This window comes from Micromonospora cynarisoli (assembly GCF_030518815.1).
Classification (GTDB): domain Bacteria; phylum Actinomycetota; class Actinomycetes; order Mycobacteriales; family Micromonosporaceae; genus Micromonospora; species Micromonospora wenchangensis.
Genome location: NZ_CP130426.1, coordinates 3,405,736 through 3,430,967, shown reverse-complemented (window position 1 = coordinate 3,430,967; position 25,232 = coordinate 3,405,736). Strand labels below are relative to the sequence as shown.

General features: G+C 72.0%; 27 protein-coding genes. 20 read left to right on the top strand and 7 right to left on the bottom strand.

Going from position 1 to position 25,232, the window contains the following annotated elements; genetic code table 11:
* The first annotated feature begins 273 nt into the window (after positions 1 to 273).
* Positions 274 to 498 carry a 50S ribosomal protein L31 gene (gene rpmE / locus Q2K16_RS14495; RefSeq protein WP_088642795.1) on the top strand — a complete coding sequence of 75 codons (225 nt, stop codon included), beginning with the start codon at positions 274 to 276 and terminating at the stop codon, positions 496 to 498.
* Positions 499 to 618: 120 nt separating this feature from the next.
* Positions 619 to 1,707: a peptide chain release factor 1 gene (gene prfA / locus Q2K16_RS14490; RefSeq protein WP_302746024.1), complete on the top strand. Its 1,089-nt coding sequence runs from the start codon at positions 619 to 621 to the stop codon at positions 1,705 to 1,707.
* 101 nt (positions 1,708 to 1,808) lie between these two features.
* Here prfA and Q2K16_RS14485 read toward each other — a convergent pair whose 3' ends face one another.
* Positions 1,809 to 3,353 carry a GGDEF domain-containing protein gene (locus Q2K16_RS14485; protein ID WP_302746022.1) on the bottom strand — a complete coding sequence of 515 codons (1,545 nt, stop codon included), beginning with the start codon at positions 3,351 to 3,353 and terminating at the stop codon, positions 1,809 to 1,811.
* A 75-nt stretch (positions 3,354 to 3,428) separates the two neighbouring features.
* On the opposite strand from Q2K16_RS14485, the gene prmC reads away from it, so the two are divergent.
* The 4 genes from prmC (at position 3,429) to Q2K16_RS14465 (ending at position 7,921) form a co-directional block, all read left to right on the top strand.
* Positions 3,429 to 4,376 (top strand): peptide chain release factor N(5)-glutamine methyltransferase, encoded by a 948-nt coding sequence (gene prmC / locus Q2K16_RS14480; protein ID WP_302746020.1) that lies wholly within the window; start codon positions 3,429 to 3,431, stop codon positions 4,374 to 4,376.
* Positions 4,376 to 5,023 carry an L-threonylcarbamoyladenylate synthase gene (locus Q2K16_RS14475; RefSeq protein WP_302746485.1) on the top strand — a complete coding sequence of 216 codons (648 nt, stop codon included), beginning with the start codon at positions 4,376 to 4,378 and terminating at the stop codon, positions 5,021 to 5,023. The genes prmC and Q2K16_RS14475 overlap by 1 nt, the downstream gene beginning before the upstream one ends.
* Positions 5,024 to 5,635: an arsenate reductase/protein-tyrosine-phosphatase family protein gene (locus tag Q2K16_RS14470; RefSeq protein ID WP_302746018.1), complete on the top strand. Its 612-nt coding sequence runs from the start codon at positions 5,024 to 5,026 to the stop codon at positions 5,633 to 5,635.
* A gap of 168 nt (positions 5,636 to 5,803) precedes the next feature.
* Positions 5,804 to 7,921 carry a transglycosylase domain-containing protein gene (locus Q2K16_RS14465; protein ID WP_302746011.1) on the top strand — a complete coding sequence of 706 codons (2,118 nt, stop codon included), beginning with the start codon at positions 5,804 to 5,806 and terminating at the stop codon, positions 7,919 to 7,921.
* 27 nt (positions 7,922 to 7,948) lie between these two features.
* Here Q2K16_RS14465 and Q2K16_RS14460 read toward each other — a convergent pair whose 3' ends face one another.
* On the bottom strand, positions 7,949 to 9,406 hold the full coding sequence (locus Q2K16_RS14460; protein WP_302746009.1) for an SDR family oxidoreductase: 1,458 nt from the start codon (positions 9,404 to 9,406) through the stop codon (positions 7,949 to 7,951).
* A 123-nt stretch (positions 9,407 to 9,529) separates the two neighbouring features.
* Between Q2K16_RS14460 and Q2K16_RS14455 the strand changes: the two genes are divergently transcribed.
* The 12 genes from Q2K16_RS14455 (at position 9,530) to Q2K16_RS14400 (ending at position 19,474) form a co-directional block, all read left to right on the top strand.
* Complete coding sequence (locus Q2K16_RS14455) at positions 9,530 to 9,961, top strand: hypothetical protein (RefSeq protein WP_302746007.1); 432 nt, start codon at positions 9,530 to 9,532, stop codon at positions 9,959 to 9,961.
* A 173-nt stretch (positions 9,962 to 10,134) separates the two neighbouring features.
* The gene (locus tag Q2K16_RS14450; RefSeq protein ID WP_302746006.1) at positions 10,135 to 10,371 is read left to right on the top strand and encodes an AtpZ/AtpI family protein; all 237 of its coding nucleotides are present in this window, start codon (positions 10,135 to 10,137) and stop codon (positions 10,369 to 10,371) included.
* Between the two features lie 11 nt (positions 10,372 to 10,382).
* Positions 10,383 to 11,180, top strand: a complete 798-nt coding sequence (gene atpB, locus Q2K16_RS14445) for a F0F1 ATP synthase subunit A (protein WP_302746004.1) — start codon at positions 10,383 to 10,385, stop codon at positions 11,178 to 11,180.
* Between the two features lie 132 nt (positions 11,181 to 11,312).
* Positions 11,313 to 11,546 (top strand): ATP synthase subunit c family protein, encoded by a 234-nt coding sequence (locus Q2K16_RS14440; RefSeq protein WP_067312849.1) that lies wholly within the window; start codon positions 11,313 to 11,315, stop codon positions 11,544 to 11,546.
* A gap of 29 nt (positions 11,547 to 11,575) precedes the next feature.
* Positions 11,576 to 12,115, top strand: a complete 540-nt coding sequence (locus Q2K16_RS14435; RefSeq protein ID WP_088642785.1) for a F0F1 ATP synthase subunit B — start codon at positions 11,576 to 11,578, stop codon at positions 12,113 to 12,115.
* A complete protein-coding gene (locus tag Q2K16_RS14430) occupies positions 12,115 to 12,936 on the top strand; it encodes a F0F1 ATP synthase subunit delta (RefSeq protein ID WP_302746003.1) in 822 nt (273 codons plus the stop codon). Before Q2K16_RS14435 ends, Q2K16_RS14430 begins: the two co-directional genes overlap by 1 nt.
* 87 nt (positions 12,937 to 13,023) lie before the next feature.
* Positions 13,024 to 14,667, top strand: coding sequence for a F0F1 ATP synthase subunit alpha (gene atpA, locus Q2K16_RS14425; protein WP_302746002.1), 1,644 nt, complete (start codon positions 13,024 to 13,026; stop codon positions 14,665 to 14,667).
* Between the two features lie 9 nt (positions 14,668 to 14,676).
* Positions 14,677 to 15,606 (top strand): F0F1 ATP synthase subunit gamma, encoded by a 930-nt coding sequence (locus tag Q2K16_RS14420; RefSeq protein ID WP_088642782.1) that lies wholly within the window; start codon positions 14,677 to 14,679, stop codon positions 15,604 to 15,606.
* Positions 15,606 to 17,063, top strand: a complete 1,458-nt coding sequence (gene atpD / locus Q2K16_RS14415) for a F0F1 ATP synthase subunit beta (protein ID WP_302746000.1) — start codon at positions 15,606 to 15,608, stop codon at positions 17,061 to 17,063. Before Q2K16_RS14420 ends, atpD begins: the two co-directional genes overlap by 1 nt.
* A 213-nt stretch (positions 17,064 to 17,276) precedes the next feature.
* On the top strand, positions 17,277 to 18,590 hold the full coding sequence (locus tag Q2K16_RS14410; protein ID WP_302745999.1) for an LCP family protein: 1,314 nt from the start codon (positions 17,277 to 17,279) through the stop codon (positions 18,588 to 18,590).
* Positions 18,591 to 18,727: 137 nt separating this feature from the next.
* Positions 18,728 to 19,006: a F0F1 ATP synthase subunit epsilon gene (locus tag Q2K16_RS14405; protein ID WP_067312863.1), complete on the top strand. Its 279-nt coding sequence runs from the start codon at positions 18,728 to 18,730 to the stop codon at positions 19,004 to 19,006.
* 12 nt (positions 19,007 to 19,018) lie between these two features.
* Complete coding sequence (locus tag Q2K16_RS14400; protein ID WP_302745997.1) at positions 19,019 to 19,474, top strand: DUF2550 domain-containing protein; 456 nt, start codon at positions 19,019 to 19,021, stop codon at positions 19,472 to 19,474.
* Positions 19,475 to 19,510: 36 nt separating this feature from the next.
* Here the strand turns inward: Q2K16_RS14400 and Q2K16_RS14395 are convergent, their stop codons facing one another.
* Both Q2K16_RS14395 and Q2K16_RS14390 read right to left on the bottom strand, forming a co-directional pair.
* Entirely contained in the window at positions 19,511 to 19,936 is a 426-nt protein-coding gene (locus Q2K16_RS14395) for a VOC family protein (RefSeq protein ID WP_302745996.1), read from the bottom strand.
* Positions 19,912 to 20,484 carry a cob(I)yrinic acid a,c-diamide adenosyltransferase gene (locus Q2K16_RS14390; protein WP_145921453.1) on the bottom strand — a complete coding sequence of 191 codons (573 nt, stop codon included), beginning with the start codon at positions 20,482 to 20,484 and terminating at the stop codon, positions 19,912 to 19,914. The genes Q2K16_RS14395 and Q2K16_RS14390 overlap by 25 nt, the downstream gene beginning before the upstream one ends.
* Here Q2K16_RS14390 and murA point away from each other — a divergent pair.
* Positions 20,483 to 21,922, top strand: a complete 1,440-nt coding sequence (gene murA / locus Q2K16_RS14385) for a UDP-N-acetylglucosamine 1-carboxyvinyltransferase (RefSeq protein WP_302745994.1) — start codon at positions 20,483 to 20,485, stop codon at positions 21,920 to 21,922. The two genes, Q2K16_RS14390 and murA, sit on opposite strands and share 2 nt — an antisense overlap.
* Positions 21,923 to 22,030: 108 nt before the next feature.
* Positions 22,031 to 22,879, top strand: coding sequence for a 3-hydroxyacyl-CoA dehydrogenase family protein (locus Q2K16_RS14380; RefSeq protein ID WP_302745993.1), 849 nt, complete (start codon positions 22,031 to 22,033; stop codon positions 22,877 to 22,879).
* Positions 22,880 to 22,981: 102 nt separating this feature from the next.
* Here Q2K16_RS14380 and Q2K16_RS14375 read toward each other — a convergent pair whose 3' ends face one another.
* From Q2K16_RS14375 to Q2K16_RS14365, 3 genes are all read right to left on the bottom strand, one after another.
* Positions 22,982 to 23,827 carry an ABC transporter permease gene (locus Q2K16_RS14375; RefSeq protein ID WP_302745991.1) on the bottom strand — a complete coding sequence of 282 codons (846 nt, stop codon included), beginning with the start codon at positions 23,825 to 23,827 and terminating at the stop codon, positions 22,982 to 22,984.
* The gene (locus Q2K16_RS14370) at positions 23,827 to 24,729 is read right to left on the bottom strand and encodes an ABC transporter ATP-binding protein (RefSeq protein ID WP_302745989.1); all 903 of its coding nucleotides are present in this window, start codon (positions 24,727 to 24,729) and stop codon (positions 23,827 to 23,829) included. The genes Q2K16_RS14375 and Q2K16_RS14370 overlap by 1 nt, the downstream gene beginning before the upstream one ends.
* Positions 24,730 to 24,903: 174 nt before the next feature.
* Positions 24,904 to 25,200: a DUF1540 domain-containing protein gene (locus tag Q2K16_RS14365; protein ID WP_302745987.1), complete on the bottom strand. Its 297-nt coding sequence runs from the start codon at positions 25,198 to 25,200 to the stop codon at positions 24,904 to 24,906.
* Between the last annotated feature and the right edge of the window lie 32 nt (positions 25,201 to 25,232).

Sequence of the window (25,232 nt, the reverse complement as noted above, 5' to 3'; positions counted from 1 at the left end):
CCGGGTGGGCTTCTGAACCTGGGGGAGGAGCCCACCCGGTCCGGTCCGCCCGCCGGGCGAGGAATGCGGGGCCGCAGCGGCGGGAATGCGGCTGGTGGGGCGGGCGTTACCACTGCCGGACCGATCGTGCGGCCCGCCCGTCGGGTCGGCTCACGCCCATGGCACACTGGTCAATCGGCCACCGGTTCCGGTTCACGCCCGAGTCCGTCGCGCACCAGGCGGCGGGGGATCAGCGGCGACCCGGCGACCACCTGACGAAAGGACCGAGGCGACATGAAGCCCAACATCCACCCGGAGTACACGACGACCGAGGTCAAGTGCTCCTGCGGCAACTCCTTCACGACCCGCAGTACCGCCAAGGGCGGCTCGATCAGCGTCGAGACCTGCAGCGCCTGCCACCCGTTCTACACCGGCAAGCAGCGCGTCCTCGACACCGCGGGCCGGGTCGCCAAGTTCCAGCAGAAGTACGCCAAGGTCCAGGCGAAGAAGGCCAAGTAGCTCCACCGACGACGCCCGTGTCCGGCCCCGTGCCGGACGCGGGCGTCGTCCGTTGCGCCCACCTCTGACCTCCGTGTCCCGTTCCACCGCCGCCGGACCCGTCGAAGGAGCATCCCCCGCATGAGCAGCGAGCGCCTGGCCGCCCTCCTCGACGAGTACGCCGAGCTGGAGAAGCGGCTGGCCGACCCGGCCATCCACGCCGACCAGCACACCGCCCGCCGGGTCGGTCGCCGCTACGCGGAGCTGGTCCCGCTGCACAGGGCCGCCGGTGAGCTGGAGCAGGCCCGCGCCGACCTGGTCGCGGCCCGGGAGTTGGCCGCCGAGGACCCGGCGTTCGGCGAGGAGGCGGACTCGATCGCGGCGACCCTGCCGGCGCTGGAGGAGCGGCTGGCCGAGCTGCTGATCCCCCGCGACCCGCACGACGCCAAGGACGTGATCATCGAGATCAAGGCCGGCGAGGGCGGCGAGGAGTCCGCGCTGTTCGCCGGGGACCTGCTGCGGATGTACACCAGGTACGCCGAGCGGCACGGCTGGCTGACCGAGGTGATCGACGCCCAGGACTCCGACCTCGGCGGGGTCAAGGACGTCTCGCTGGCCATCAAGACCAAGGGTGTCCCGGACGGCGGCAACGGCGTCTGGTCCCGGTTGAAGTGGGAGGGCGGGGTGCACCGGGTGCAGCGGGTCCCGGTCACCGAGTCGCAGGGCCGCATCCACACCAGCGCGGCAGGTGTCCTGGTGCTGCCCGAGGCCGAGGACGTCGACGTCACCATCGACCCGAACGAGCTGCGGATCGACGTGTTCCGCTCGTCGGGGCCGGGCGGCCAGTCGGTGAACACCACCGACTCGGCGGTCCGCATCACCCACCTGCCTACCGGCGTGGTGGTCTCCTGCCAGAACGAGAAGTCCCAGTTGCAGAACCGGGAACAGGCGATGCGCATCCTGCGGGCCCGGCTGCTGGCGGTGGCCCAGGAGCAGGCCGACGCCGCCGCCTCGGACGCCCGCAAGGCGCAGGTGCGCACCGTGGACCGTTCGGAGCGCATCCGCACCTACAACTTCCCGCAGAACCGGATCACCGACCACCGGATCGGCTACACCGCGTACAACCTCGACCTGGCGCTCGCCGGGGAGCTGGACGGCGTCCTGGACGCCCTCGCCGAGGCGGACCGGGCCGCCCGGCTCGCCGGCGACACCGAACTGACCCGCCGCTGACCCGGTCCGGGTCGGCCCGGCGCACAGCGGCCCGTCGCGGCCCGGCACAGCGCGCCTGACGGCGTCGTGGCGGGCGGGCGGTGAATCCCCGGGGGTACGGGTCAGGAGGCGCGGGAGCGGGCCTTGGCGCGCAGCATCTCCCGGTCGGCGATCTCGAACGCGAGCCCGAGCGCGTCGCGCAGCGCGGTGCCGGTACCGGCGACCTCGGCGAAACCGATGCTCACCCCGACCGGGGTGCCGGGCACCAGCGACTCCCAGTCCTCGGTGCGCACCGCCGCGTCGATCCGGCGGGCCACCTCGGCCGCCTCGGCCATGCCGGCGCCGGAGAGCACCACCACGAACTCGTCGCCGCCGTAGCGGGCCACGAAGTCGCCCCGCCGCATCACCCGGTTGATCACCCCGGCGATGCGTTGCAGCACCAGGTCGCCGGAGTGGTGGCCGTGGTGGGTGTTGACCGCCTTGAAACCGTCGAGGTCGCAGACGCCGATCACCACCCGCTCGCCCCGGGACACCACCGAACCGATGTAGCGCTCCAGCCGCCGCCTGTTGGGCAGCCCGGTCAACGGGTCGGTGAGCGCCTCACCCTCGTAGCGGGCGGCTTCCCGGCGCATCTCCTCGTGGTCGATGCGGGCCGCGATGCCGTCGATGTAGACGTCGCGTAGCCGGTCGTTGCGCTGGGCGGCCAGCCGGAACGCCATCCGGTCGGCGCGGTGCGCGGCGGCGTGGTCGCCGGCCCGGGAGAAGGCGATGCTGCGCAGCCGGGACGGCTCCGCCGCGCCGAGCGTCTCGGCCGACACCCGGGCCGAGTCCAGCCGGGTGATCGCCTCGATCGGGCGGCCGTCGGCGACCGCCAGGCAGACGTGGCCGAGCTGGCGCATGTCCCGGGCACGGGCGCTGTCCCCGCCGTGGTCGAGCAGCCGGGCCGGCTCCGGGCCGACCGGCGTCGCGTCACCGAGCGCCGCCCGGCGGACCGCCGCGTAGCCGTACGCGGCGAGGCTGCTCGGCCGCAGCCGGTCGGCCCGCCCGTCGTCGACGAACCGGGCCAGGTCGGCCGCGATGTCGCGGAGCACCCGCAGGCAGCCGTCGCTGTCGCCGTTGTGGTCCAGCGCGACGGCGTTGCGCAGCCGGATGCCGGGGGCGGCGAAGGTCTCCTCGGGGATGCCGGCGGCGGCGCCGTGCTGGCGGGCCCGCTCGATCGCACCCAGCGCGTAGCCGTGGAAGCTCAGGTAGGAGTAGGCCATCGCCAGGTCGTGCCAGCCCCAGGCGGTGTCCCGGTCCCGGTCCTCCGCCGCGCCCAGCGCCCGCGCCGCCCGCACCAGGTGGGTGACGCAGCGGTCCAGCGCGCCCTGGTGGTGTGCGGCGAGCGCGGCCAGCGCGTTGAGGTGCCCGTGCAGGTAGGGCTCGGGGAGGTCGCGCACCGCCCCGGAGGCATCCTCGATGGCCCTGGTGAACTCGGCCGTCCGACCCAGGTTGATCAACGCGCAGAGCCGCTGCACCAGCGCGTCCGCCCGGGTGTACGGGTCGGCGGTGGTGCGCAGCACCCGGTCGAGGACGCCCACCGCCTCGGCCGAGCGGCTCGCCTCCTGGAGGCTGCGGGCATGCGTCAGGGCGTCAACCTGGTCATCGACCCGGTCGAGCCACCCCACCTGGCGAACCTCCCGTCGGTGTGCGCCCGGCCGCACCCACTCGTGGCGGGACCGACGACGCCCCATGATTATGGCGTGACCTCACTCCCACGCCACCCGTCCGAAGGGACAGAACGCGAGCGGACCTCGCCCGTGGTGGCCCGCGCCGCCCGTACCCTCGCCGTCGCCGGGGTGGCGTCGGCCCGTTCCGAGGCGGAGCAGCTCGCCGCGTACGTGCTGGAGGTACCCCGGGGTCGGCTCGCCCTGACCGACGGCTTCACCCCCGCCGAGCGGGCCCGGTACGACGCGCTGGTGGCGAGGCGGGCCGACCGCGAGCCGTTGCAGCACCTGACCGGTCGGGCCGGGTTCCGGCACCTGGAACTGGCGGTCGGGCCGGGGGTCTTCGTGCCCCGCCCGGAGACGGAGCTGCTGGCCGGCTGGGGCATCGACCGGGCGCTGACCCGGCCGGACCCGGTGGTGGTCGACCTGTGCAGCGGTTCCGGGGCGATCGCGCTGGCGGTGGCGCAGGAGGTGCCGGCGGCCCGGGTGGTGGCGGTGGAACGGTCCCCGGCCGCGCTGGACTGGCTGCGGCGCAACGCCGCCGAGCGGGCCGCCGCCGGGGACCGGCCGGTCGAGGTGGTGGCCGCCGACGTCACCGACCCGGGGCTGCTGGCCGACCTGGTGGGCGTGGTGGACGTGCTGCTGTGCAACCCGCCGTACGTGCCACGGGCGGTGCCGGTCCCGCCGGAGGTGGCCGGGCACGACCCCGACGAGGCGGTGTTCGGCGGGGCGGACGGGCTGGTAGTGCTGCGGCCGGTGCTGTGCCGGGCGGCCGAGCTGCTGCGACCCGACGGCGAGCTGGGCGTCGAGCACGACGACACGCACGGCGCGGCGGTGCCGGCGCTGCTGACCGCCGACGGCCGGTACACGGCGGTACGGGCGCACCGGGACCTGGCCGGCCGACCCCGGTTCGCCACCGCGTCCCGCCGGTCGGACGGCCCGCACGCCGTCCGAGCGTCGGCGTGGCAGACTGGCTCCTCGTGATGCTCTACGACTGTCGGTCACCCGCCGACCGGGACCGCGGCATCGCCGCGGCGATCGAGGCGGTCAAGAACGGCGAGCTGGTCGTTCTCCCCACCGACACGGTCTACGGGATAGGCGCGGACGCGTTCACCCCGTACGCGGTCAAGGCCCTCTCCGACGCCCGGGGCGGCAGCCAGGCGGCGCCGCCGGTGCTGATCGGCTCCCGGCACACCCTCGACGGCCTGGTCTTCTCGCTGCCCCGGGCGGCCCGTGACCTGGTCGAGGCGTTCTGGCCCGGTGCGTTGACCATCGTGGTGGAGCACTCGCCGAGCCTCGCCTGGGACCTGGGCGGCGAGGCCGACGGGACGGTGGCGGTCCGGATGCCGCTGCACCCGGTGGCGCTGGAGGTGCTGCGGGAGACCGGCCCGATGGCGGTGGCCTCGGCCAACAAGGTGGGCCAGTCGCCGGCGTTGACCGCGGAGGAGGCCCGCGACCAGCTCAGCTACTCGGTGCGGGTCTACCTGGAGGCCGGGGCCTGCCCCGACCCGGTGCCGAGCACGATCGTCGACCTGACCGGGGAGACGCCCCGGCTGCTGCGGGCCGGCGCGATCACCCTCGACCAGCTCCGCGACGTCGCGCCGGACATCCTCGACGAGCGGGGAGCCTGAGTGCCGCCGTTCACCGTCCTGCACGTCTGCATGGGCAACATCTGCCGGTCCCCGATGGCCGAACGGCTGCTGGTGCTCGCCGTCCGCGAGCGGCTGGAGCGGCTCGGTGTCGATCCCACCGGGGCGGACGCGCTGCTGCACAGCCACAGCGCCGGCACCGGCGGGTGGCACGCGGGGGAGGAGATGAACCCGCCGGCCGCCCGGCAGGTGCTGGGCCGCGGGGGTGACGTCGAGGGTTTCGCCGCCCGCAAGCTGCGTTCCGACCTGATCGACGCCGCCGACCTGGTCCTCACCGCCACCGCCGACCAGCAGGAGTACGTGGTGGCGCTGCGCCCGGACGCCGCGTCGCGCACCTTCGTGCTGGGTGAGTTCGGCCGGCTGCTCGGCGCGCTGGACACCACCGCCCTGCCGCTGGCCGGGGCCACCCCGGACGCCGTGTACGCCCGGGGGGTGGCCCTGGTGGCGGCGGTCGACGCGGCCCGGCAGGGGGCGACCGCGCTGCACTCCGACGACCTGGACGATCCGTGGGGCCGGGGCGACCAGTGCTTCAGCCGGGTGGCCGACGAGATCGAGGAGACGGTGCACCCGCTCACCTCCGCCCTGCTGCCGTGACCGCCGCCGGACCAGGGCCGGCCCCGTCCGGGTGACCGGCGCGGCGTGTCCCGTCCCGCACGCCGTGTCCGTCCCGCGAACTTCCTCCGGTTTCGGGGAAAGATGAGAGTTCGGGCGGTTTTGCGGGTCATGCTGGACGGGTCCTGACGGCTCCTGCGGGGAGTACTGATGATCCGGGCCCTCCACAAGGCGTTCACCGTGCTGCTCGCCGGCGTCCTCGCCGGCCTGGTGCTGGCTGCGGCGGCCCTGCCGCTCGCCCTGGTGTTCGGCCTCGGTTTCGGCGGCATCGCCTCGTCCTACGCCGAACTGCCCAACACCCTGCGCACCCCACCCACCGCCCAGCGGTCCACCCTGTACGCCGCCGACGGCGTCACCCTGGTCACGTCCTTCTACACCGAGGACCGGGTGGACGTGCCGCTGGCCAAGGTGGCCCCGGTGATGCGCCAGGCCATCGTGGCCGCCGAGGACGCCCGGTTCTACCAGCACCGGGGCGTCGACCTGCGGGGCGTGGTCCGGGCGTTCACCGTCAACCAGCGCGACGGCCGGGCCCGGCAGGGCGCCTCCACGCTGACCATGCAGTACGTCCGCAACGTGCTCAGCAACGACCCCCGGTTGACCAAGGAGCAGCGGAAGAAGGCCACCGAGATCAGCACCGCCCGCAAGCTCCAGGAGATGCGGTACGCCCTGGCGTTGGAGCGCGAGCTGAGCAAGGACGAGATCCTCACCCGCTACCTGAACATCGCCTACTACGGCGCCGGGGCGTACGGGATCGCCGCCGCCGCCAAGCGCTACTTCTCCACCACCCCGGCCCGGCTGACCCTGGCCCAGGCGGCGCTGTTGGCCGGGCTGGTCCGCTCCCCGGACACCGACGACCCGATCAACGGCGACGCCGACGCGGCGCTGACCCGGCGGTCGTACGTGCTGGACCGGATGCTGGCGCTGGCCCAGGTCGGGCCGGTCGACGCGGCGCAGGCCCGCGAGGAGCCGCTCGCGCTGCGACCCAGCCGGACGCCTAACGACTGCACCGCCGTGCCCGAGCAGCGCAACGACTGGGGCTTCTTCTGCGACTGGTTCACCCAGTGGTGGAGCGACCAGCCCGCCTTCGGCGCGACCGCCGCCGAACGGCAGGACACCCTGCGCCGGGGCGGCTTCCGGATCGTCTCCTCGCTCGACCCGGCGGTGCAGCGGGCCGCCGTACGCCAGGTGACCGGCATCTACGACGTGGACGACCCCCGGGCGGCGCCGGCGGCGGTGGTCCAGCCCGGCACCGGGCGGGTGCTGGCCCTGGCGGTGAACCGCCACTACAGCGTCGCCCCCAACCCGACCGGGCAGCAGAACTACCCGAACACGGTCAACCAGCTCGTCGCCGGTGGCAACGGCATCGAGGGCTACCAGGCCGGCTCGACGTTCAAGCTGTTCACCCTGCTGGCCGCCCTGGAGTCCGGGCTGCCGCTGGAGACCGCCTTCGTCGCGCCGAGCCGGATCGTGACCCGGTTCCCGACCGACGACCCCCTGTCCAGCTGCGGCGGCCGGTGGTGCCCGGTCAACGCCACCCCCGAGTGGATGGACGGCTACCGCACCATGTGGACCGCCTTCGGCCGGTCGGTGAACACCTACTTCGCCTGGCTGACCGAGAAGGTCGGTGCGGACCGGGTGGTCGAGATGGCCGAGCGGCTGGGCATCCGGTTCCGCGCCCCCGACGACGCCGAGCTGGCCCGGTCCGGGGCACGCAACTGGGGGGCGTTCACCCTCGGCGTCTCCTCCACCACCCCGCTCGACCTGGCCAACGCGTACGCCACGGTGGCCGCCGAGGGGACCTGGTGCGCACCGTTGCCGGTCGTGTCGATCACCGACAGCGCCGGGAAGGAGGTGGCCGCCGGCCGGCCCGACTGCCGGCAGGTGATCGACACCGAGGTGGCCCGGGCCGCCGCCGACGCGGCCCGCTGCCCGGTCGGCGACCAGTCGATGTACCGCCGCTGCGACGGCGGCACGGCCGAGCAGCTCCGGGCGGGGCTGGGTCGCCCGGTGGCCGGCAAGACCGGCAGTTCGGAACGGAACGAGACCGAGTCGGTGGTGGCGTTCACCCCACAGCTCGCGGTGGCCCAGATCGCCGCCAACCCCGACGACCCGCGGGACGCCGTCGGGGCCGCCGTCCAGTCCCGGATGGTCGACGCGGTGGGCCGCATCCTCGCCGCCGCCCTGGCCGACAGCCCGGTCCGCGACTTCGTCCCGCCCGGTGAGTCGGTCACCTACCGGCTCGCCCCCGCTCCCCGCGACGGCAACTGAGCCGGCCCGGGGAGCGCGGACACGGGCTCAGCGGGTCGGGGTGTGCCGGGCGATGTTGCGGGCCATGCCGCCGAAGACGACCGTGTGGAAGGGCGCCACCGAAAGCCAGTAGAGGTGGCCGGGCAGGCCCCGGGGGAGGAAGACGGCGCGTTGCACGTACCGGCTCCGGCCGTCGCCGGTCGGCTCGGCGCGCAGCTCCAGCCAGGCCCGGCCGGGCAGCCGCATCTCGGCGCGCAGCCGCAGCAGCTTGCCGGGGACGATCTCCTCCACCCGCCAGAAGTCCAGCGCCTCGCCGACCTGGAGGCGGTGCGGATCGCGCCGGCCCCGGCGCAGCCCCACCCCGCCGACCAGCCGGTCCAGCCAGCCGCGTACCGACCAGGCGAGCGGGAACGAGTACCAGCCGTGCTCGCCGCCGACGCCCTCGATGACCCGCCAGAGCGCGGCCGGCGGGGCGGCCACCTCCTGCTCCCGGACGTCGGTGTAGGCGGTCCCGCCGGACCAGTCCGGGTCCGACGGCAGGGGTTCGGCCGGGGCGTCCGGGCCGCTCGCGTTCGACCACCGGGTCTCCACCTGGGCGTCACGCACCCTGGTCAGGGCCAGCGCGACGGCGTCGTCGAAGCCGGTCAGCCCGCCCGGCGGGTCGGGCAGCCACCGGGCGATGTCGTGCTCGTGCGCGACCGCCTCGTGGATCAGGCTCTCCACCAGCGGGCGGGCGATGGCGTTCGGCACCGGGGTGATCAGCCCCACCCAGTGCGAGGACAGCGCCGGGGTCAACGGCCGGACCGGCACGATGATGCGTCGGCGCAGCCCGGCGACCCGCGCGTACCGCTGCATCATCTCCCGGAAGGTGAGCACGTCAGGTCCGGCGATGTCGAACGCCCGGTCCACCTCCGGCGGCAGGCCGGCGCAGCCGGCCAGGTAGCGAAGCACGTCCCGGACGGCGATCGGCTGGATGCGGTTGCGGACCCAGCGGGGGGTGACCATGGCCGGCAGCCGCTCGGTGAGGTAGCGCAGCATCTCGAACGAGGCCGACCCGGAACCGATGATCACGGCGGCCCGCAGCACCACCGTGGGCACCTCGCCGGCCAGCAGGATCCGGGCCACCTCGGCCCGGGACCGCAGGTGCGGCGAGGCCGAGCCGCCGGCCGCCGGCTCCGGCCCGCCCAGGTAGACGATCCGGCGTACGCCGGCCGCGGCGGCGGCCTCGGCGAAGTGGGTGGCCGCCTCCCGGTCGGCCGCCTCGAAGTCGGCCTGCCCGAGCGAGTGCACCAGGTAGTACGCGACGTCGACGTCGGCGAAGGCGGCCGGGAGCGTCTCCGGCCGGCGCAGGTCCCCCTCGGTGATCTCGGCCCGCGCCGCCCAGGGCACGTCGCGCAGCCGACCGGCCGTGCGGGCCAGGCACCGCACCTGGTGGCCCTCGGCCAGCAGGCGGGGCGCGAGCCGCCCACCGATGTATCCGGTCGCGCCGGTGACGAGGCATCTCACGGACACCAGTGTGCGGCTCCGTACACTCTTTCGCTGTGGAGAACGTGAAGCGCACCTGGTGGGGGCCGGACCAGGGGCGGCCCGTCGTGGCCGCGCCGCACGGCGACGGCCCGGCGTACCCGCGTGGCTGAGCCCGGGGCGCGCGGGCCGGCGGTGGCCGACGACCAGGGGTGGCGGCTGCGCCACCTGCCGGTGCTGCTGGCCGCCTCGGCGCTGCTGGGGGTGGTGGCCGGGCTGGTCGGTGCGGTCACCGGGGGCGGCGTGGCGGCCCTCGGCGCGGCTGCCGGGGTGGCGGTGACGGTGGTCAGCTACAGCCTGACCACGGTGGTGCTGGCCCGGGCCGACGCGGTAAACCCGCAGCTGGTGCTACCGCTCGGGCTGGGCCTCTACGTCGCCAAGTTCACCCTGCTGGGGGTGGTCATGGTGGCGGTGGCATCGACCGGCTGGGGCGGCCTGGTTCCACTCTGTGTCGGCATCGCCGCCGGTGTGGTGGTCTGGACCGGGGTGCACATCTGGTGGCTGACCAGGGTGTATTCCCGTCGACAGGTATCCTGACCGTCCCACATGGTGGGCGGGCGGGCGACTGTCCGCGTGCGGTCGTTCTCTCGCTGGCGGAAGGGGAGTAGCGTGCCTCCAGACGATGGAGCCCGCCAGATGCCCACACAACGACGGTTGTGCGGGGGGTGAGGCACAGCCTCGTCTTCCCGGCTGATATCGTTCGCCCCGTCATGGCTGGTGACCAAACCCCCCGACCCACCGGTGGCCCGGACGACGTTCCGACCGGCGCCGGTCAGGGTTGGACCGCGCTCTCGTACCTCATCGGGGGCATGCTCGTCTGGGGTTTCATCGGCTGGCTGGTCGACCAGTGGCTCGACTCCGGCGGCATCGCCACCGGGATCGGTGTCGTGCTCGGCATGGCCGGGGGGATCATCCTGGTCGTCCGCCGGCTCGGCACGCCTACTTAGGAAGGGACGCGGTGTTCGGACAGGCGAACGTCCTGGCAGCGGGCCAGGCGGCATTCCCACCCAGCGTGGAGGACTTCTACCTGCCCAGCATCCTGCCCTGGGGTGCGCACGACTCGTACTGGTTCACCAAGATCACGGCGATGGTCTGGGTCGCCGTCGGCATCCTGATCATCTTCTTCCTGGCGACCTACCGGAAGCCGCAGCTGGTCCCGACCAAGAAGCAGTGGCTCGCCGAGTCGATCTACGGCTTCGTGCGGAACAACATCGCGGTCGACATGATCGGGCACCGGGGGGTGCGGTTCGCGCCGTACTTCACCACGCTGTTCTGCTTCGTGCTGCTGACCAACTTCTTCGCGATCGTGCCGTTCTTCCAGATCTCGCCGAACTCGCACATCGCCTTCCCGGCGATCCTCGCCGTGATCAGCTACCTGATGTTCAACTACGTCGGCATCCGGCACCACGGCTTCGTGAAGTACTTCAAGAACTCCCTGATCCCGCCGGCACCCTGGTACATCCTGCCGCTGCTGATCCCGATCGAGTTCTTCTCCACCTTCCTCGTGCGGCCGTTCTCGCTGGCCGTGCGTCTCTTCGCCAACATGTTCGCCGGGCACATGCTGCTGCTGGTCTTCACCCTCGGCGGCTTCGCGATGCTCAGCGCCAACACCTGGCTCGCGCCGGTCTCGGTGCTGTCCTGGGTGATGACCATCGCGCTCACCTTCCTCGAATTCCTGGTCATCTGCCTACAGGCCTACGTCTTCACCGTCCTCACCGCAAGCTACGTGCAGGGCGCGCTCGCCGACGAGCACTGATCCACCGGGCGGGGGCTCGAAAGCGAGCACTGGTCCACGGGCGGGGGCTCGCTCGCGAGCACTGGTCCACCGCATCAACCCGTTGTCGTCCCGCGTGAGAGTCACGCGAGATACCCAGGAGGAACCACACCCATGGACGCTAGCGTTCTCGCCGAGGTCACCGGCAGCACCGCCGCCATCGGCTACGGCCTCGCCGCCATCGGCCCGGGCATCGGCGTCGGCCTGGTCTTCGCCGCCTACATCCAGTCGACGGCCCGCCAGCCGGAGTCGTCCCGGATGACCCTGCCGTACGTCTGGATCGGCTTCGCCGTCATCGAGGCGCTCGCGCTGCTGGGCATCGCCTTCGGCTTCATCTGGGCCGGCTGACCCGGCCCCTGCAGACCGGGAGGTCATCCATGTACTTCCTCGCCGCTGAGGGTGGTGAGTCGACCCACAACCCGATCATCCCGCTCTGGCAGGAGATCGTGGTCGGCAGCGTCGCCTTCGCCGTGCTCTGCTTCGTGCTGATGAAGTTCGTCTTCCCCCGCATGGAACAGACGTTCCAGGCCCGGGTCGACGCGATCGAGGGCGGGATCAAGCGCGCCGAGGCCGCCCAGGCCGAGGCCAACCAGCTCCTCGAGCAGTACCGCGCGCAGCTCGCCGAGGCGCGTACCGACGCCGCCAAGATCCGGGACGACGCCCGGGCCGACGCGGAGGGCATCCGGCAGGACATCCTCGGCAAGGCGCGGGAGGAGTCCGACCGGATCATCGCGGCCGGCAAGGAGCAGCTCGCCGCCGAGCGGGCCACCATCGTGCGTGAGCTGCGGGCCGAGGTCGGCACCATCGCGGTGGACCTGGCCAGCAAGATCGTCGGCGAGTCGCTGGCCGACGAGGCACGCCGCAAGGGCACCGTCGACCGGTTCCTGAGCAACCTCGAGAGCACGGGGGCCCGCTGATGCAGGCCGCCAGCCGGGAGTCGTACGCGGTCGCGGCCGAGCGCCTCGACGCGTACGTCCGCGGGGCGGAGCCGTCGGCGGTGGCGACCACCGCCGACGACATCCTCTCCGTCGCCGCCCTGTTGCGGGGCGAACCGCGGCTGCGCCGGGCGCTGTCCGACCCGGCCCGCAGCGGTGCCGACCGTGCGGCGCTGCTCGACGGCATCCTGGCCGGCAAGATCGGCGCGGACGCGCTCGACCTGCTGTCCGGCCTGGTCGCCGGCCGCTGGTCGACGCCGTCGGAGCTGCTCGACGGCACCGAGCGGCTCGGGGTGGAGGCGCTGCTGGCCAGTGCCGACGCCGCGGGCGACCTCGGTGAGGTCGAGGACGAGCTGTTCCGGTTCGGCCAGGTGGTCGCCGGTCAGTCCGCGCTCTCCGCGGCGCTGGCCGACCCGATCGCCCCGGCCGGGCAGCGGGCCGGACTGGCCCGGGAACTGCTCGCCGGCAAGGCCCGGCCGGTCACCGTCCGCCTCGTCGAGGTGGCCCTCGGCGGGTTCGGGGGACGCTCCTTCACCGGGGCGCTCACCCGGCTGGTCGAGCTGGCCGCCGACCGGCGGGACCGTCAGGTCGCGTACGTGACCGTGGCGGCTCCGTTGAGTGAGTCCGACGAGCGACGGCTCGGTGCCCGCCTCTCCGCGATGTACGGTCGAGAGGTTTCCGTCAAGCAGACGGTCGACCCGGAGGTGCTCGGTGGGGTGAGCGTGCGGGTCGGCTCCGACCTGTACGACGGCACCGTCCTGCGCCGCCTCAACGAGACCCGCAACGCGCTCGTGCAGCGCTGACCAGCGGCCTCGCCGCCCTTTGATCGACGCCATTCGGACCGGTCGGTACTAGGTATCCCGGGCCCCTGATACTTAAGGAAGCAGAGGATGGCCGAGCTGACCATCTCGACGGAGGAGATCCGCGGCGCCCTGGAGCGCTACGTCTCCTCCTACTCGACCGACGTCTCCCGCGAGGAGGTCGGCACCGTCGCCGACACCGGTGACGGCATCGCCCACGTCGAGGGCCTGCCCTCGACCATGACCAACGAACTCCTGGAGTTCGAGGACGGCACGCTCGGCGTGGCGTTGAACCTCGACGTGCGGGAGATCGGTGTCGTCGTTCTCGGTGACTCCGCCAAGCTGGAGGAGGGGCAGCGCGTCAAGCGCACCGGCCGGGTGCTCTCCGTGCCGGTCGGCGACGCCTTCCTCGGCCGCGTGGTCAACGCGCTCGGCCAGCCGATCGACGGCCTCGGCGACATCGCCGACGAGGGCTACCGCGAGCTGGAGCTCCAGGCCCCCAACGTGATGTCCCGGCAGTCGGTCGACGAGCCGCTGCAGACCGGCATCAAGGCGATCGACGCGATGACCCCGATCGGTCGGGGCCAGCGGCAGCTGATCATCGGCGACCGGAAGACCGGCAAGACCACCGTCGCGCTGGACACCATCCTCAACCAGCGGGACAACTGGCGCTCCGGCGACCCGAAGAAGCAGGTCCGCTGCATCTACGTCGCCATCGGCCAGAAGGCCTCCACGATCGCCTCGATCAAGGGCATCCTGGAGGACGCGGGCGCGCTGGAGTACACCACCATCGTGGCCTCCCCGGCGTCCGACCCGGCGGGCTTCAAGTACCTCGCCCCCTACACCGGCTCGTCCATCGGGCAGCACTGGATGTACGGCGGCAAGCACGTCCTGATCGTCTTCGACGACCTGAGCAAGCAGGCCGAGGCGTACCGGGCCGTGTCGCTGCTGCTGCGCCGCCCGCCGGGCCGTGAGGCGTACCCGGGTGACGTCTTCTACCTGCACTCCCGCCTGCTGGAGCGCTGCGCGAAGCTCTCCGACGAGCTGGGTGGCGGCTCGATGACCGGTCTGCCGATCATCGAGACGAAGGCCAACGACATCTCGGCCTTCATCCCGACCAACGTCATCTCCATCACCGACGGCCAGATCTTCCTGGAGTCCGACCTGTTCAACCAGGGCGTCCGGCCGGCCATCAACGTCGGCACCTCGGTCTCCCGGGTCGGTGGCGCCGCGCAGATGAAGCCGATGAAGAAGGTCTCCGGCTCGCTGCGGCTCAACCTGGCCCAGTTCCGTGAGCTGGAGGCGTTCGCCGCCTTCGCCTCCGACCTGGACAAGGCCTCCCAGGCCCAGCTGAACCGGGGTTCCCGGCTGGTCGAGCTGCTCAAGCAGCCGAACTACTCGCCGTACCCGGTGCAGGAGCAGGTCGTCTCGGTCTGGGCGGGCGTCGAGGGCAAGCTGGACGACGTCCCGGTCGGCGAGATCCGTCGCTTCGAGTCGGAGTTCCTCCAGTACCTGCGGCACAAGCACGAGGGTGTGCTGGCCTCGATCGCGGACGGCAAGTGGGGCGACGACATCGCCGCCTCGCTCGACTCGGCCGTCGGCGAGTTCAAGCAGGTCTTCCTCGGCAAGGCCGACGAGCGCCGGGTCAACGACGCGCCGGCCAAGCCGCTGGAGGGCGAGTCCGACCGGGAGACGGTCACCCGCTACGCCGGCGGCGACGCCGAGAAGCAGTAGGGCTGACTCATGGCGGCCCAGGTACGCGTTCTTCGCCAGCGAATCCGTTCGGCGAAGGGGATGAAGAAGATCACCAAGGCGATGGAGCTCGTGGCGACGAGCCGCATCGCCAAGGCCCAGGCCCGGGTGACGGCGTCCCTGCCGTACGCCCAGGCGATCACCGGCGTGCTCACCGCGCTGGCCTCGAACGCCCGGATCGACCACCCGCTGCTCACTCCGCGCGAGCGGGTGCGGCGGGCGGGCGTCCTGCTGGTCACCTCCGACCGGGGCCTGGCCGGCGGGTACAGCTCCAACGCGATCAGGACCGCCGAGTCGCTGATCGCACGGCTCACCGCCGACGGCAAGGAGCCGGTGCTCTACGTCATCGGACGCAAGGGCCTGACGTTCTACCGGTTCCGCAACCGGCAGATCGCGGCGAACTGGACCGGGTTCTCGGAGCAGCCCACCTTCGCCGACGCCCGTGAGGTCGGCGAGACGCTGATCGCGGCGTTCACCGCCGGTGCCGACGACACCGACGGCGACGCCGGGCCGGACGGCGTGCTCGGCATCGACGAGTTGCACATCGTCTACACCGAGTTCCACAGCCTGATGACCCAGAACCCGGTCACGAAGATCATCGGCCCGATGCAGGTAGAGGACCGGCCACGGTCCGAGGGGCTGCTGCCGGCGTACGAGTTCGAGCCGGAGGCGGAGTCGCTGCTCGACGCGCTGTTGCCGAAGTACATCAACACGCGGATCTACGCGGCGTTGCTGGAGTCGGCGGCGAGCGAGTCGGCGGCCCGGCGGCGGGCGATGAAGAGCGCCACCGACAACGCCGAAGAGATGATCGAGAAGTACACGCGTGAGATGAACTCGGCCCGCCAGGCCGGGATCACCCAGGAGATCAGTGAGATCGTCGGCGGCGCGAACGCGCTGGCCGCGTCGGGAAGTGAAGTGTGATGACTGTATCCGCAGTTGCCGGGGGACCGGCAGAGACCAGTACGGCCACCGGTCGCGTGGTTCGGGTCATCGGCCCGGTCGTCGACGCCGAGTTCCCGCGCGACGCCATGCCGACCCTGTTCAACGCCCTGCACGTGGAGGTGAACCTCTCCGGCGGCGCGAAGACGCTCACCCTGGAGGTCGCCCAGCACCTGGGTGACAACCTGGTCCGGGCCATCTCGATGCAGCCGACCGACGGTCTGGTCCGGGGCGCCGAGGTGACCGACTCCGGCTCGCCGATCACCGTCCCGGTGGGCGACGCGGTCAAGGGCCACGTCTTCAACGCCATCGGCGAGTGCCTCAACCTCACCGAGGGCGAGACGCTCGACGCGGACGACAGGTGGGGCATCCACCGCAAGGCCCCGGCCTTCGCGGACCTGGAGCCGAAGACCGAGATGCTGGAGACCGGCATCAAGGTCATCGACCTGCTCGCCCCGTACGTCAAGGGCGGCAAGATCGGCCTGTTCGGCGGCGCGGGCGTGGGCAAGACGGTGCTCATCCAGGAGATGATCACCCGGGTGGCCCGGAACTTCGGTGGTACGTCGGTCTTCGCCGGCGTGGGTGAGCGTACCCGTGAGGGCAACGACCTCATCGCCGAGATGACCGAGTCCGGCGTCATCGACAAGACCGCGCTGGTCTACGGCCAGATGGACGAACCGCCGGGCACCCGGCTGCGGGTGGCGCTGTCGGCGCTGACCATGGCCGAGTACTTCCGGGACGTCAAGAAGCAGGAGGTGCTGCTCTTCATCGACAACATCTTCCGCTTCACCCAGGCCGGTTCCGAGGTCTCCACCCTGCTCGGCCGGATGCCGAGCGCGGTGGGTTACCAGCCGACCCTGGCCGACGAGATGGGCGAGCTCCAGGAGCGGATCACCTCCGTCCGGGGCCAGGCCATCACCTCGCTCCAGGCGATCTACGTGCCCGCCGACGACTACACCGACCCGGCGCCGGCGACCACCTTCGCCCACCTGGACGCGACCACCAACCTGGAGCGGTCGATCTCCGACAAGGGCATCTACCCGGCCGTGGACCCGCTGGCGTCCTCGTCCCGGATCCTCGCCCCGGAGTTCGTCGGCGAGGCGCACTTCGCGGTGGCCACCGAGGTCAAGCGCATCCTCCAGCGCTACAAGGACCTCCAGGACATCATCGCCATCCTCGGTATCGAGGAGCTCTCGGAGGAGGACAAGCTCACCGTCGGCCGGGCCCGCCGGATCGAGCGCTTCCTCTCCCAGAACACCTACGCCGCCGAGCAGTTCACCGGCGTGCCGGGCTCGACGGTCCCGATCGAGGAGACCATCGACGCGTTCAAGAAGATCAGCGAGGGCGAGTACGACCACTTCCCCGAGCAGGCCTTCTTCATGTGCGGCGGTCTGGAGGACCTGGAGCGCAAGGCGAAGGAGCTGATGTCGGAGGGCTGAGCCTCCCGACAGTCGTTCTGCGAGGGCCACCCCGGTCGACCGGGGTGGCCCTCGGCCTTTCCTGCCTGGCGGGGGCCGCTGTCCGGTTGCCGGGCGAGCGGTCGCTCCGGGGGCGCGGTACCGTTTCGAGAACGACTCTCGGGTTCGGGGGTCGGTGGTGCAACTTTTCGACCGGGTACGCCCGTCTCCTCTTCGTGGGCGTGACGAATCCTCGTGACGAGTCCCCGTGCGCGACGAATGGAGCTGCTGGTGGGCAAGGCCGGCAAGGGCGGCAGGGACGGTAGGGCCGGCAAGGGCGGCAGGGACGGTAGGGCCGGCAAGGGCGGCAGGGACGGTAGGGCCGGCAAGGGCGGCAGGGACGGTAGGGCCGGCACGGTGGGCAAGGCCGTCGAGGTCGACAAGGCCGGCAGGAGCGGCAGGCGGTCGATCTGGTCCGGGGTGCCCCGCTGGGCCCGCGTGTGCACCATCTTCGGGGTCGTGCTGCTGATGCTCAGCGGCGCGGTCCTGGTGGGCTACGAGACGCTGCTGTCGCGCTACGAGGGTTCGGTGGGCAAGGCCGACCTCTTCGGCGACAAGGCGGCCGGGGCGCAGGAACGCAAGAGCAACGTCAGGGGCCCGTTGAACATCCTGCTGGTGGGTATCGACCCGCGGGACGCGAAGACCCCGCCGCTGGCCGACTCGATCATGGTGCTGCACGTGCCCGAGTCGCTGGACCGGGCGTACCTCTTCTCCGTGCCGCGTGACCTCTACGTCGACATCCCCAGGTTCGACAAGGCCGGCTACCGGGGCGGCTCCGGCAAGATCAACGGAGCGATGTCGCACGGCAGCATCGTCGAGGGCAAGAACCCCAGTGCGGCCCAGGGCTTCGAACTGCTCGCCAGGACCGTGCAGAAGGCGACCGGGATCAGCCGGTTCGACGCCGGGGCGATCATCAACTTCACCGGCTTCCAGAAGATCGTCGACGCGATGGGCGGCGTCGACATGTACATCGAGCGGGAGGTCAAGTCCGAGCACCGCGAGCCGAACGGCAAGCACCGCAAGGGCAACCCGTACGGCGAGGGGTACATCGGGCCGCAGGCGGTCTACAAGAAGGGCGACCAGCACCTCAGCGGCTGGCAGGCGCTGGACTACGTCCGGCAGCGCTACCCCAGGAACGGCGTCCCGGACGCCGACTACGGCCGGCAGCGGCACCAGCAGCAGTTCATCAAGGCGATGGTCAGCCAGGCGTTCAGCGCCGACGTGGTGACCAACCCGATCAAGCTGGACCGGGTGATCCGGGCCGCCGGCCAGTCGCTGACCTTCAACGGCCGGGGCAACAGCGTGGTCGACTTCGCCATCGCGCTCAAGGGCATCCGCTCGGAGAACGTCGAGCTGATCAAGCTGCCCGGGGAGGGGATCGGCACCGGCAACGGCTACCGGGGGGAGCGGTTGCTGCCCGCCGCCGACGACTTCTTCGCCGCCCTCAAGAACGAGCAGTTGGACGCCTTCCTGCTGGAGCACCCGGAGTTCCGTAACAAGGTCAAGTGACCCCTGCGGGGGTGCCGACACCGCCGTCCGGTCAGCCGACACGCCGGAGGGTGGTGCAGGTCTCGGCACCCGCGTTGGGGCGGCGACGGCGGTCCGACTAGACTTTCGACAATCCGTCGCCGCAGCAAGGAGACAGCGTGGCACAGCAGCTTCACGTCGACCTCGTAGCCGTCGAGGAGAAGGTCTGGTCCGGCGAGGCCGAAATGGTCGTCGCCCGCACGACCGAAGGCGAGCTGGGTGTGCTGCCGGGGCACGCGCCGCTGCTCGGCCAGCTCGCCGAGCCCAGCCAGGTCCGGATCAAGCAGGCCGGCGGCCAGCAGGTCGCCTACGACATCACCGGCGGGTTCCTGTCGGTCGGCGCGGAGAGCGTCACCGTGCTCGCCGAAAGCGCCACCCCGGCCACTCCGGCCCGCTGAGTTCACCCGCCGATGGAGATCGTCGAAGGGATCGGAGTCGGCATCGCGGTGATCCTCGCCGCGCTCCTGATCCTCTTCGTCCGGCGGGCCCTGGTCACCCGTAGCGGCGGCATCATCCGGCTGAGCGTCCGGGTCACCACCGTCCTGGACGGCCGGGGCTGGTCACCGGGCTTCGCGCGGTTCGTCGGCGACCAGCTCCGCTGGTACCGGATGTTCAGCTTCGCCCTGCGGCCCAAGCGGGTGCTCTCCCGCAAGGAGCTGGTGGTGGAGCGGCGGCGGCTGCCCGAGGGGCAGGAACGGCTCTCCATGCCGTCCGACTGGGTGATCCTCCGCTGTACCAGTCAACACGCTCCGGTCGAGATCGCCATGGCCCGCTCCACGGTGACCGGTTTCTCCTCCTGGCTCGAGGCCGCCCCGCCCGGGGCGGCCTCGCCACGTATGGCCTCCCAGGACTGGCCCGCCGCCTGACCCGGCACCGCCGCCGGTTCGCCCGGCCGGGCGCGGTCACCGTTCGGCGACGGCGGCCACCAGCTCGACCTCGTAGCCCTGCCGGTCGGTGAGGTAGGCGGCGTAGCTGTCCAGGCCACCCGCGTGCGGGTGGCGGTCGGCGAACAGCAGCGTCCAACCGTGGTCCGCGGCGGCGGCCACCAGCCGGTCCACCGCGTGCGGCGGACCGGCGTGGAAGGCCAGATGGTTGACGCCCGGGGCGAGCCGGTCGTGGACCCGCCCGGTCAGTGCCGGGGACTCCTCGACGACCAGGTACGTCGGGCCGTGCCGCCAGGAGCAGCCGGCCGGCCAGTCCTGGTACGGCGTCCAACCCAGTTCACCGAGCAGCCAGCCCCAGCTGCGCTTCGCGGCGGCCAGGTCGGGTACCCAGACCTCGACGTGGTGCAGCCCGCCCGTGCTCAGCGCTTGCCGCCGGGGACCCATAGCACATCGCCGCCCGGATTGGCCGTTCTTGACAGGATGAACAGCAGGTCGGAGAGGCGGTTGAGATACTTTGCCGGAAGGGAGCTGGTGCGATCCGGATCGTGGGCGACCAGGGCCCAGGCCGCCCGTTCGGCGCGCCGGGCGATCGTCCGTGCCACGTGCAGCAGCGCCGCGCCAGCGGTGCCGCCGGGGAGGATGAAGGAGTCGAGCTTGCCCAGTCGCCCGTTGTACTCGTCGCACCAGCCTTCGAGGCGTTCGACGTACTCCTCGGTCACCCGCAGCGGTGGGTACGCCGGGTCCGGCTCGACGGGGGTGGCCAGGTCGGCGCCGACGTCGAACATGTCGTTCTGGATCGACTCCAGCACGGCCCGCAGCTCGTCGTCGAGCTGCCCCAGCGCGAGTGCCACGCCGAGCGCGGCGTTGCACTCGTCGACGTCCGCGTACGCGGCGATCCGTGGATCGGTCTTCGGCACCTGCTCGTTGTTGCTCAGCCTGGTCATGCCGGCGTCGCCGGCCTTGGTGTAGATGCGCGTGAGGTGGACGGCCATGACGCACAGCCTACGGATACCGGACCTGACGATCCCGGCACGGCCCGCTGCGGCCGGTTGGCCGGTGGAGGTGGGACCGGGTGACGCCGGTGACCCGGCGGTCGACGCGGTCGACGTCATCCGGGTCGGCGGCGACGCCCGGCTGGCCGGCACCGTGCACGTCGTCGGGGCGAAGAACTCGGCGTTGAAACTGATGGCGGCGGCGCTGCTGGCCCCCGGGCGTACGGTGATCACGAACGTGCCCCGGATCACCGACATCGCCATCATGGGCGAGGTGCTGCGCCGGCTCGGCTGCGCGGTGCACTTCGCGGCGGACGACCCGGTGGACCCGATGGTCGGGCACGGCGGGCAGGCCCGGTCCCGGTCGGTCGTCATCGACGTGCCCGAGCAGCCCGGCGCGGACGCCGACTACGACCTGGTGCGTCGGCTGCGGGCGTCGATCTGCGTGCTCGGCCCGCTGCTGGCCCGCCGGGGGTACGTGCGGGTGGCCCACCCGGGCGGGGACGCGATCGGCTCCCGTGGCCTGGACATGCACATCGCCGGGCTGGCCCGGATGGGCGCGGAGGTCTCCGGCGAGCACGGCTTCGTCATCGCCGCCGCCCCGGACGGGCTGCGGGGGGCCGAGATCGTGCTGGACTTCCCCAGTGTGGGCGCCACCGAGAACCTGGTGATGGCGGCGGTGCTGGCCCGGGGCGTGACGACGATCGACAACGCGGCCCGGGAACCGGAGATCGTCGACCTCTGCACGATGCTCAACCGGATGGGCGCCCGGATCTCCGGCTGCGGCAGCTCGACGCTGCGTATCGCCGGGGTGCCCGTGCTGCGGCCGGTGCGGCACGCCACGGTGGGGGACCGGATCGTCGCCGGGACGTGGGCGTTCGGCGCGGCGATGACCCGGGGGGACGTGACGGTCACCGGCATCGACCCGGCCTACCTGGAGGTCGCGCTGGACAAGCTGGTGTCGGCCGGCGCGCTGGTGGAGACCCGGGGCGACGCCTTCCGGGTACGCGCCGACGACCGGCCGACCGCCGTCGACGTGGTGACCCTGCCGTACCCGGGGTTCGCCACCGATCTGCTGCCGATGGCGATCGGCCTGGCGGCGGTCAGCGACGGGGCCTCGCTGATCACCGAGAACATCTTCGACGGCCGGTTCATGTTCGCCAACGAGATGGTGCGTCTCGGTGCCGACATCAAGACCGACGGCCACCACGCCGTGGTCCGGGGCCGCGACCGGCTCTCCGGGGCGCCGGTCCGGGCCACCGACATCCGGGCCGGCGCCGGGCTGATCATCGCGGGACTCTGCGCGGACGGGGTCACCGAGGTATCGCACGTGCACCACGTGGACCGGGGCTACCCGGACTTCGTGGCCGACCTGCGGGCGCTCGGTGTGGAGGTGGAACGGGGCACCGTCCCGGAGACCCCCGAGCTGACCATCTGACCCGCCCCTCGCTCCCTCCGCCGGTCCGACCGTCCGGGGCTTAGCGGTCGTTCAGGCTCGCCGACTAGGGTGCTGGCAGACACTCAATCGCAGGCGAGGGAGAAGCAGATGGCGGGTCGACTCGCGGTCGTCGGGGCCGGGCTGATGGGTTCCGGCATCGCCCAGGTGGCGGCGCAGGCGGGCTGGCAGGTGACGCTGCGCGACATCGACGACGCGGCCACGACGCGCGGTGTGGACGGCATCCGGAAGTCGCTGACGAAGTTCGCCGAGAAGGGCAGGATCGAGGCGTCCGACGTCGAGGCCACGCTGGGCCGGATCACCCCGACCACCGAGTTGGAGGCCGCCGCCGACGCGGACATCGTGGTCGAGGCGGTCTTCGAGAAGATCGAGATCAAGCACGAGGTGTTCCGCGCGCTGGACAAGATCTGCAGGGCGGACGCGGTGCTCGCCACCAACACGTCGGCCATCCCGGTGACCCAGATCGCCACCGCCACGCAGCGGCCGGAGTCGGTCGTCGGCACCCACTTCTTCTCCCCGGTGCCGATGATGAAGCTGTGCGAGCTGGTGCGCGGCTACAAGACCAGCGACGCGACGCTGACCACCGCCAGGGCGTTCGCCGAGGAGATCGGCAAGACGGTGGTGGTGGTCAACCGGGACATCGCCGGTTTCGTCACCACCCGGCTGATCTGCGCGCTGGCCATGGAGGCGGTCAAGCTGGTCGAGTCCGGGGTGATGTCGGCCGAGGATCTGGACACCGCCTGCAAGCTGGGCTTCGGTCACGCGATGGGTCCGTTGGCCACTGTCGACCTGACCGGCGTGGACGTCCTGCTGAACGCCACGAGGAACATCTACACCGACACGGCCGACGAGAAGTTCTTCCCGCCGGAGCTGCTCCAGCGGATGGCCACCGCCGGTGACCTGGGCCGCAAGACCGGCCAGGGGTTCTACTCGTACTGAGCCCGGTGCGCTGGTGCGCCGATGTTGCGGTATCCCCACCGGTGGATACCGCAACATCGGCACCACTGCGTTGATCACGGCGGGCCCGGCACGCCCGACGGGTCAGCCGTCCCGCTTGGTGGTCCAGCGGAAGGTGGTCAGGCAGAGCGCCAGGCCGATCAGGCACCACAGCCCGAGGACCAGGGCGACCCGGCCCAGCTCGAAGGAGCCGGCGGGTTCCTGCGCGCCGAAGCTCTCCGGCAGGAACACCGCGCGCAGGCCCTGACACATCCACTTGAGCGGGAAGAACGCCGCCACCTGCTGCATCCAGGTGGGCAGGTCGGTGAAGACGAAGAACACCCCGGAGATGAACTGGAGCACCAGGGAGACCGGGGTGACCACGGCGGAGCCGCTGCGCGCCGTGCGGGCCAGCGACGAGATGGCGATCCCGCACAGGGTGCAGGCGGTCACCCCGAGCACGGCGACCCAGCCGAAGGTGAACCACTTCCCGGCGGTGGCCGGCAGGTCGAGGTCGAACAGGGCCACGGCGACCGCCAGCAGCAGCGCGGTCTCGGCGATGCCGACCACCACCACCATGATCACCTTGCCGGCGAACCAGACCCACTTCGGCATCGGGGTGCCCCGGTAGCGCTTGAGCACGCCCCGGTCCCGCTCGATCGGGATCCAGATGCCGAGGTTCTGGAAGCTCACCGTCATCAGTCCGGTCGCGATCATGCCGGTGATGAAGTACTGGGTGAACTTCACCCCGCCGCCGATCGTCCCGTCGAAGATCGACGCGAAGATCAGGATCATGATGATCGGGAAGCCCATCGTGAACACGACGGACTCCCGGCTGCGTAGGAACTGGGTGATCTCCAGCCGGCCCTGGCGCAGGGCGAGCGCGCCCGGCCCGACCCGCCGTCGGCCGGTGGTGCCGGGCGGGGTCGCCGGCTTCGTGGTGGTGGTCATCAGTGTCCGATCATGCTCAGGTAGACGTCTTCCAGGGTCGGCCGGGTCACCGTGAGACCGGGCACCTCGCCACCGAAGCGCGCGGCCAGCTCCGCCACCAGCGCCGTCGGCGTCGCGCTCTGCGCCGTCTCCGGCGTCCCGTCCGGGGTACGCCAGGAGACCGTCGCCAGGGCGTTCTGGCGGTTGCCGAGCAGGTTCGGCGGGGCCACCTCGATCACCCGGCCGGCGGCGATCACCCCGACCCGGTCGGCGAGCGACTCGGCCTCGTCCAGGTAGTGGGTGGTGAGCACGATGGTGGTGCCGGCGGCGGCGAGGTCCCGGATCAGCTCCCAGAACTCGCGCCGCGCCTCCGGGTCGAAGCCGGTGGTGGGCTCGTCGAGGAAGAGCAGCTCGGGGCGGCCGATGATGCCCAGCGCCACGTCGAGCCGGCGCTTCTGCCCGCCGGAGAGGGTGTGCGTACGGGCGTTGGCCTTGGCACCCAGCCCGACCCGTTCGACGACCTTGTCCGGGTCGTCCGCCTCGGGATAGAACCGGGAGAAGTGCCGGACGACCTCGGCGACGGTCAGCTCGTCGAACTCGCCGGTGCCCTGGAGCACGATGCCGACCCGGGAGCGCCAGTCGGCCGCCTGACCCCGGTGGCTGCCCGGTGCGCCCGCCCGTGGGCCGCGCGGGCGGGACCCGAGGACGAGACCGGGGTCGGTGCCGAGCACGCTGACCTGGCCTGCGTCGCGCTGCCGGTAGCCCTCCAGGATCTCCACCGTGGTCGTCTTGCCCGCGCCGTTCGGTCCGAGCAGGGCGAACACCTCGCCCCGGCGGACGTCGAGGTCCACCCCCGCCACCGCGACGTTGTCGCCGTACGCCTTGCGCAGTCCCCGTACGGAGATCGCGAGCTCGTCATCCATGCCGTCCAGTGTGCGACCAGGCCGTGAGGCGCGGCTGTCCGGGGTGGGCCGGTGTCGGCCGGGTCGCGTCGAGGCGGCCCACTCGTCCCCGACGGGGCCCTGTGAGGTGCTGCACACTGGGGGACGGCCGGTGGGCCGGAGCGTGTGCCCCCGGCCCCGTGGGTGGTCGGTCGGTCAGCGGCTCTGGTAGGTCATGCAGTCGGCCAGGTCGTTGTCGGGGCCGACGGTGATCGCCGGGGCGCGGCACTCCAGTTCGGCGTTGTGCCGACAGTCGGCCCGGCTGCATGCGCCGACCTGGGCGATGAGCCGGTCGAGGCCACCGCGCACCGGCAGCTCCACGAAGGTGTGGCAGTGTGCGTGGTCGGCGCTGCCGATGGTGATGGCGAACGCGTGGCAGTCGTTGGTGTGGTTGTAGGCGCAGGACGAGGCCGCGCACTCCTGGACCCGGGGCATTTCCATCGCTGCGGTCATGACAACCTCACTTTCGGTAGATATGCCACAAA

Bases quoted from the DNA above. Each gene is read 5' to 3' on its own strand.
- rpmE (WP_088642795.1), top strand. From the start codon at position 274: ATGAAGCCCAACATCCACCCGGAGTACACGACGACCGAGGTCAAGTGC.
- prfA (WP_302746024.1), top strand. From the start codon at position 619: ATGAGCAGCGAGCGCCTGGCCGCCCTCCTCGACGAGTACGCCGAGCTG.
- Q2K16_RS14475 (WP_302746485.1), top strand. From the start codon at position 4,376: ATGCTCTACGACTGTCGGTCACCCGCCGACCGGGACCGCGGCATCGCC.
- Q2K16_RS14465 (WP_302746011.1), top strand. From the start codon at position 5,804: ATGATCCGGGCCCTCCACAAGGCGTTCACCGTGCTGCTCGCCGGCGTC.
- Q2K16_RS14450 (WP_302746006.1), top strand. From the start codon at position 10,135: ATGGCTGGTGACCAAACCCCCCGACCCACCGGTGGCCCGGACGACGTT.
- Q2K16_RS14440 (WP_067312849.1), top strand. From the start codon at position 11,313: ATGGACGCTAGCGTTCTCGCCGAGGTCACCGGCAGCACCGCCGCCATC.
- Q2K16_RS14435 (WP_088642785.1), top strand. From the start codon at position 11,576: ATGTACTTCCTCGCCGCTGAGGGTGGTGAGTCGACCCACAACCCGATC.
- Q2K16_RS14430 (WP_302746003.1), top strand. From the start codon at position 12,115: ATGCAGGCCGCCAGCCGGGAGTCGTACGCGGTCGCGGCCGAGCGCCTC.
- atpA (WP_302746002.1), top strand. From the start codon at position 13,024: ATGGCCGAGCTGACCATCTCGACGGAGGAGATCCGCGGCGCCCTGGAG.
- Q2K16_RS14420 (WP_088642782.1), top strand. From the start codon at position 14,677: ATGGCGGCCCAGGTACGCGTTCTTCGCCAGCGAATCCGTTCGGCGAAG.
- atpD (WP_302746000.1), top strand. From the start codon at position 15,606: ATGACTGTATCCGCAGTTGCCGGGGGACCGGCAGAGACCAGTACGGCC.
- Q2K16_RS14400 (WP_302745997.1), top strand. From the start codon at position 19,019: ATGGAGATCGTCGAAGGGATCGGAGTCGGCATCGCGGTGATCCTCGCC.
- Q2K16_RS14395 (WP_302745996.1), bottom strand. From the start codon at position 19,936: ATGGGTCCCCGGCGGCAAGCGCTGAGCACGGGCGGGCTGCACCACGTC.
- murA (WP_302745994.1), top strand. From the start codon at position 20,483: ATGACGCACAGCCTACGGATACCGGACCTGACGATCCCGGCACGGCCC.
- Q2K16_RS14390 (WP_145921453.1), bottom strand. From the start codon at position 20,484: ATGGCCGTCCACCTCACGCGCATCTACACCAAGGCCGGCGACGCCGGC.
- Q2K16_RS14380 (WP_302745993.1), top strand. From the start codon at position 22,031: ATGGCGGGTCGACTCGCGGTCGTCGGGGCCGGGCTGATGGGTTCCGGC.
- Q2K16_RS14375 (WP_302745991.1), bottom strand. From the start codon at position 23,827: ATGACCACCACCACGAAGCCGGCGACCCCGCCCGGCACCACCGGCCGA.
- Q2K16_RS14370 (WP_302745989.1), bottom strand. From the start codon at position 24,729: ATGGATGACGAGCTCGCGATCTCCGTACGGGGACTGCGCAAGGCGTAC.
- Q2K16_RS14365 (WP_302745987.1), bottom strand. From the start codon at position 25,200: ATGACCGCAGCGATGGAAATGCCCCGGGTCCAGGAGTGCGCGGCCTCG.